The following is a 5,899-nucleotide window of genomic DNA, read 5'->3' as shown; positions in this document are numbered from 1 at the left end:
CTTCCTCGATCCCGCGTGCCACCAGGCGCGCCAGCTTTGCGGTCGATCCGTTGCGGCTGTAGTAGAGCACCAGAATGTCCTGGCTCATATGGTCTCCCGGGGCGTTGAGGCGTGACAGCGCATAGTTTCGCAGATGTGGCCCGGTTTCGGTTTCGCGGATGGCGAACGTTGGGCGATTCGGCCATGATCTGCGTTCCGGCATGCAAGCCGATATCATGACAAACGTGTCCAAACCAACCGAGCACTCCTGGCTGCCGGCGGCGTTGCACCGGCGAGATCGCGATCGCGTGCGGGCCTTCGTGCGGTTCGTCTGGCAGCGCTTTGTCGACGACAAATGCCTGGAGACCGCCGGCGCGTTGGCCTACACCACGTTGTTCGCGCTGGTGCCGCTTACGGTGGCGATATTCACCATTCTCACCGCGCTGCCTTCCTTCAGTGGTTGGAGCCATGTGCTGACCAACTTTCTGTTTCGCAACTTCGTTCCGGCGGCGGGTGAGGCGGTGCAGAAGTACGTGCTGCAGTTTGCCGGCAACGCCAGCAAGCTCACGGGAATTGGCGTCGTGGTGCTGCTCGCCACTGCACTGATGATGATGTCCAGCATCGAGGCGCGGTTCAATCGCATCTGGCGCGTGCAGACCCGGCGTTCGACGCTGTCGCGGTTCATGATGTACTGGGCCGCGTTGACCCTGGGCCCCATCATGGTCGTGTCCGGACTGACCCTGACCTCCTATGTGGCTGCGTTGCCGTTGATCGGCAGTGTCCATGGTCCGTTGGCGCTCAAGCGGCATCTGTTGGGCATGCTTCCATTCGCGGTCAGCGTGATCGGTCTTTTCGCGATGTACACCCTGGTGCCGAACCGGCGGGTGATGATGCGATACGCCGCGATCGGGGCGGTGCTTGTCGCCGTGCTGTTCGAGATCGCCAAGTGGGCCTTCGCCACCTACATGCGCAGCGTGACGACCTATCAGCAGATCTATGGCGCGCTGTCGGCCGTGCCGGTATTCCTGGTCTGGATCTACCTGTCCTGGGTCATCGTTCTGCTTGGAGCTTCGCTGACAGCTTCGTTGTCGGCCTTCGATTATCGTTCGCCCGTCGATCAACTTCCGGAAGAGGCTGAATTCCTCGGCCTGATGCACATGCTGAAACATTTTGTGCTCGCACAGCGCCATGGACGCGTGTTGAGCGAGGACGACCTTCGCGGTCGCGAGCGCTATGTTTCCGACGACCAGTTGCAGCGGTATCTGGGCGATCTGCATCAGTCCGGCATGATCCAGCGCACCGAGAACGACGAGTGGGTGATGATGCGCAGCCTGGACACGGCCACCCTGATGGAAATCTACAGGGCGGGGCGGTATCGTCTGCCTCTGGATGAGGACCTGATCGAGCAGTTCAGCCATGGCTTGCCCACGCCATTGCGCGATCACCTTGGCAAACTGGCGCAGAGCATGCGCAGCAATCTGGGCACCCCTTTGTCGGATCTTTTCCTGCTGGCGCCCGAGGCTGCGGACGAAGACCCTTCCCTAGACGAACACCGACCGGACGCCACATGAAGCCTTTTTCCCTCGTGCTTGCTGGCCTGCTGTTTGCCGTGGCGGTACCACACGCTCGCGCCGCCATGCCCATCCACCCCGCGTTGAAGATCAAGACCCTGAGCGGCAGTCAATTCGACCTGGCTGCCCAGCGCGGCAAATGGGTGATCATCAACTTCTGGGCGACCTGGTGTCATCCGTGCATCAAGGAAATGCCCGCGCTGTCGGCCTTCGTCAAGTCGCATGCCGACGTACGCGCGATCGGACTGGCCTTCGAGGATGCCGATCCCGCGACCCTCAAGGCGTTCCTGGTCAAGCATCCGGTGAGTTACCCCGTGGCCCGCGTGAACACCAGCAAGCCCCCGGCCGACTTCGATCCGCCACTGGGTCTTCCCACCACCTACCTGATTGCGCCGGACGGCAAGGTAGCGCAGAAATACGTCGGACCGATCACGCTCTCCGACCTGCGCAAGGCCATCGGCTCGAGCCACTGAGATCCTCATGGCCTGTGCATGCTTCCTGATCAGCGGACGGGTCCAGGGCGTGTTCTTTCGCGCGTCCACGCGCGAGCAGGCCCAGCGACTCGAGCTGGTCGGCTGGGCCGAGAACCTGGCGGACGGAAGGGTCGAGGTCTACGCCCGCGGCACGCCGGTTGCGCTGGACCAGCTGGAACGCTGGCTCTGGCAGGGGCCTCCCGCGGCCAAGGTCACCACGGTGCAGCGCAGGGTGGCCGATGACCATGACGTGGACGACTTCGCGACCCGCTGAGCGTCGCAATATCAGCCCAGCGACTTGAGCTGGTCAGCCTGGTCTTCGGCGATCAGGGCGTCGACCACCGCATCGAGGTTGCCGGACAGCACCTCGTTCAACTGGTACAACGTGAGGTTGATGCGGTGGTCGGTGATGCGGCCCTGCGGAAAGTTGTAGGTGCGAATGCGCTGGCTGCGGTCGCCACTGCCGACCTGCAACCGGCGCGAAGCCGCCTCCTCGGACGCCTGTTTCTCGCGTTCGACATCAAGCAACTGCGCTTTCAGCCGTTTCATCGCCTTGTCGCGATTGGCGTGCTGTGATCGCTCGGTCTGGCATTCGACCACCATGCCGCTGGCAAGGTGGGTGATGCGGATGGCCGAGTCGGTCTTGTTGACGTGCTGGCCGCCAGCTCCTGACGAACGGAAGGTATCCACGCGCAGGTCCGCCGGATTGATCTCCACTGCAGCCACTTCGTCCGCCTCGGGAATGATCGCCACGGTGGCTGCCGAGGTATGCACGCGACCCTGCGACTCGGTTTCAGGCACGCGTTGCACGCGGTGCGTGCCGGACTCGAACTTCAGTCGCGAATAGGCCCCGCGTCCTTCCACCCTCGCCACGACCTCCTTGTAGCCACCGTGCTCGCCAGCATGCTCGGATTCGATCTCCACGCGCCAACCACGTTGTTCGGCATAGCGTGCATACATGCGCATCAGGTCACCGGCGAACAATGCCGCTTCGTCACCGCCGGTGCCGGCGCGTATTTCAAGGAACAGGTTGCCCTCGTCGCGCGGGTCGCTGGGCAGCAGCAGGAGCTTGAGTTCGGCGTCGAGCTGCTGCAGCCGCTGGTCCAGCCTGCGGACCTCTTCGGCCGCGGTGTCGCCCAGATCGGGGTCGTCGAGCATGCTGCGGGCCTCCTGTTTTTCGCGTTCCGCATCGTCGTAGCCCTGCAGCGCCGCCTGCAGCGGTTCCAGCTGGGCATACTCGCGCGAGAGATCGCGGAATCGGTCCGGATCCTCATGCACGTCCGGTTGGCTCAGCAGCAGGCCGATCTCCTCGTGGCGCTCTGCCAGGGCTTCGAGTTTTCGGCGGATCGATGGGGTCATGCAGGCCCAGGAGCGGTCAAGGACGGTGCGTCAGGATAGCGGCAAGCGCAGGCCGGCAACATCGTGCTCAGTCGCGGTCGTGTTCCGGGGTAAGGCCATACAGCCGATCGGCGGCGTTCAGCAGGTCCAGGTCGCCGGACAGGGCGGCCTCGCGAAGGTTGGCGCTGGGCGCATGCAGCAGTTTGTTGGTGAGCGTGTTGGCGAGGAAGGCCAGGACCTCGTCGGGCGACTTGCCGCGCGCCAGCATCGACTGCGCCTTGGCCAGGACCTCGTCACGCTGCGTTTCGGCGCTGGCACGAAGCTCCAGGGCCGGGTTTCGCAGGGTCAGTGCGCGGCGCCAGCTCATGTAGCGGTCAACCTGCAAGTCGATGATGGCGCTGGCTTCCGTGGCGGCTGCCTCGCGCGATCGCTGGTGGTCATCGATGACCTTGCGCAGGTCGTCGATGCCATACAGGAACACGTCGCGCATCTCGCCGATGGAGGGATCGATATCCCGCGGGACGGCGATGTCGACCATGAACATCGGTCGACGCCGACGGCTGACGATGGCCTCTTCGACCATGGCGCGGGTAATGACCGGTTGCCTCGATGCTGTCGAACTGATCACGATGTCGGCTTCTGCCAGATGCTGGGACAGATCGGCCAGGGCGACGGCAAAGCCGCCATGCCGACCGGCAAGCTCCTGCGCGCTCTCCAGGGTGCGGTTGGCGACCAGCAGTCGCTTGACCTTCTTGCCCGCAAGGTGACGCGCGGCCAGCTCGATGGTGTCGCCGGCGCCGACCAGCAGCACGCATGCGTCCTCCAGGTCGGTGAAGACCTGTTCGGCCAGTCGCACCGCGGTGAAGGCCACCGAAACCGAATGCGCGCCGATCTGGGTGTCGGTACGCACCCGCTTGGCCACCGCGAAGGTCTGCTGCAGCAGGCGGTCCATGGACGGCCCCAGTGTCTGGACCTCGCGCGCCATCTGGTAGGCATCCTTTACCTGTCCCAGGATCTGCGGCTCGCCCAGGACCATCGAGTCCAGTCCGGTGGCCACCCGGAACATGTGGCGCACGGCATTGTCCTCGTCATGCCGGTACAGGAACTCGCCCAGTCGTTGTGCGGTCAGATGATGGTGTCGCTGCAGCCATAGCTCCGGCACCGACTCGGCACCCTCGCTCACATTGCAGTACAGCTCGGTGCGGTTGCATGTGGACAGAATCAGGGCTTCCTCGACGCCGGACTGATGCCTCAGATCGAGCATCGCCTGGCGCGCGGCATCACCATTGAACGCCACCTGCTCGCGCAGGCTGACGGGCGCAGTGAGATGATTGAGCCCGAAGGTGACAAACGGCATGACGGATCGAGATGGCGCCAGCTTTGATGCAGACAACAATGGGATAAGCTGTCGACTTGGCCGGTCGCTGACGTTCCCGGCCCATGATGGAGGTGAATTGTGCGCAGCGGATACGCCAAGTTCAAGCAAATGCGGCATTTTGTGTCGATCGGGGGGTGCCTTTTGATGCTCTTCGGATGTGCATCCGCGCCGCCGCGTCATTCCGCGCCGAGTCCTGCGCCGGCGCAACCGATGCAAAAACAGCAAGTGGCCACGCCGGATGCCGCACATGACGCGTCGGCTCTGGTCATGCAGGCCGAGTTCGCCCTGAACAAGGGCGACATGGCATCCGCGCAACGTGATTACGCCAAAGCCAGCCAGACAACCCACGACCCCATGGTTGCCGAGCGTGCACTGGGCCTGGCCCTCGCGTTGCACAAACCCGGCGAGGCCAAGGCAGCGCTGCTTCGCTGGCAGGCGCTGGGCGGGGACGCAATCGGGCTCATGCAGGCGCGGGCACAGATCGCGCTGGACGAGGGCAGGACAGATGACGCAAGAAAACTTCTGCTCAAACTGACGGCCACCAGCGACAAAAAGGCGTGGCAGGCCTTTGGCCGGGTCCTGCTGGGTGCGCGCGACGTGGCACAGGCGGGAGGTCTGCTGTCCGTTGTGGCCACACCCGAGCGACTTCCCGACGACCCGCAAGCATGGCTGGCCATGAGCGAGATGGGACAGAAGCTGGGCAAGTATGCCTATGCCCAGGACATAGCTGATGCGGCAGTCAAGCGCTTTCACACGCTGTCAACCTATACCTGGTCGGCCAGCCTGCATGCTGACCGCGGAGAAAACAGGCAGGCCATGGCGCTTTATGCCAAGGCAGTGGCGCTGAAACCGAAAGATACCGACTTGCGGCTGGCCTATGCCGGGCTGATGGCCAAGACAGGCGACAATGCCGGTGCGCAGCGGGTGCTGGCCAAGGGGCCACAGGATGAGCGTACCTTCGCGGCGCGCGCGGCTTTTGCCGCCCGGACCAAGGATCATTCCACGCTGCGGCGCATTTACGTGGAGCTGAAAGCGGCTCCCGTATCCGTGCGCAGCAAGAGCTACTATCTCCTGGGCCAGCTGGCCGCACTCATGAAGCAACCGGTGCAGGCCGTGAAATGGCTGGCCAAGGTGCCCGCGGATGATGACCATGGCGTCGA

6 protein-coding genes and 1 pseudogene are annotated in these 5,899 nt (G+C 63.8%); 4 read left to right on the top strand and 3 right to left on the bottom strand.

Features of this window, described 5'->3' with window-relative positions:
- Positions 1-202 (bottom strand): annotated as a pseudogene (locus tag PF446_RS11770) (hypothetical protein); the annotation flags it as partial.
- A 22-nt stretch (positions 203-224) separates the two neighbouring features.
- Here PF446_RS11770 and PF446_RS11765 point away from each other — a divergent pair.
- From PF446_RS11765 to PF446_RS11755, 3 genes are read left to right on the top strand one after another with little or no spacing between them, the layout of a single operon-like run.
- Complete coding sequence (locus tag PF446_RS11765; RefSeq protein WP_298071803.1) at positions 225-1,550, top strand: YihY family inner membrane protein; 1,326 nt, start codon at positions 225-227, stop codon at positions 1,548-1,550.
- Complete coding sequence (locus PF446_RS11760) at positions 1,547-2,023, top strand: TlpA disulfide reductase family protein (RefSeq protein ID WP_298071801.1); 477 nt, start codon at positions 1,547-1,549, stop codon at positions 2,021-2,023. Before PF446_RS11765 ends, PF446_RS11760 begins: the two co-directional genes overlap by 4 nt.
- A gap of 7 nt (positions 2,024-2,030) precedes the next feature.
- Entirely contained in the window at positions 2,031-2,297 is a 267-nt protein-coding gene (locus PF446_RS11755; RefSeq protein ID WP_298071799.1) for an acylphosphatase, read from the top strand.
- Positions 2,298-2,308: 11 nt separating this feature from the next.
- On the opposite strand, the gene prfA is transcribed toward PF446_RS11755, so the two are convergent.
- Together prfA and hemA are read right to left on the bottom strand one after the other, a co-directional pair.
- Positions 2,309-3,382, bottom strand: a complete 1,074-nt coding sequence (gene prfA, locus PF446_RS11750) for a peptide chain release factor 1 (RefSeq protein ID WP_298071797.1) — start codon at positions 3,380-3,382, stop codon at positions 2,309-2,311.
- 67 nt (positions 3,383-3,449) lie between these two features.
- Entirely contained in the window at positions 3,450-4,718 is a 1,269-nt protein-coding gene (gene hemA, locus PF446_RS11745; protein WP_298071795.1) for a glutamyl-tRNA reductase, read from the bottom strand.
- A 231-nt stretch (positions 4,719-4,949) separates the two neighbouring features.
- On the opposite strand from hemA, the gene PF446_RS11740 reads away from it, so the two are divergent.
- Positions 4,950-5,899: tetratricopeptide repeat protein (locus tag PF446_RS11740; protein WP_298071793.1), on the top strand; the 950-nt coding region annotated here is incomplete at its 3' end.

Origin of the sequence: Oleiagrimonas sp. (assembly GCF_027858935.1) — a bacterium.
Taxonomy (GTDB): domain Bacteria; phylum Pseudomonadota; class Gammaproteobacteria; order Xanthomonadales; family Rhodanobacteraceae; genus Oleiagrimonas.
This window is presented reverse-complemented; position numbering and strand designations above follow the sequence as displayed.

Coding starts and splice junctions, on each gene's coding strand:
- PF446_RS11760 (WP_298071801.1), top strand. CDS start 1,547: ATGAAGCCTTTTTCCCTCGTGCTTGCTGGCCTGCTGTTTGCCGTGGCG.
- PF446_RS11755 (WP_298071799.1), top strand. CDS start 2,031: ATGGCCTGTGCATGCTTCCTGATCAGCGGACGGGTCCAGGGCGTGTTC.
- prfA (WP_298071797.1), bottom strand. CDS start 3,382: ATGACCCCATCGATCCGCCGAAAACTCGAAGCCCTGGCAGAGCGCCAC.
- hemA (WP_298071795.1), bottom strand. CDS start 4,718: ATGCCGTTTGTCACCTTCGGGCTCAATCATCTCACTGCGCCCGTCAGC.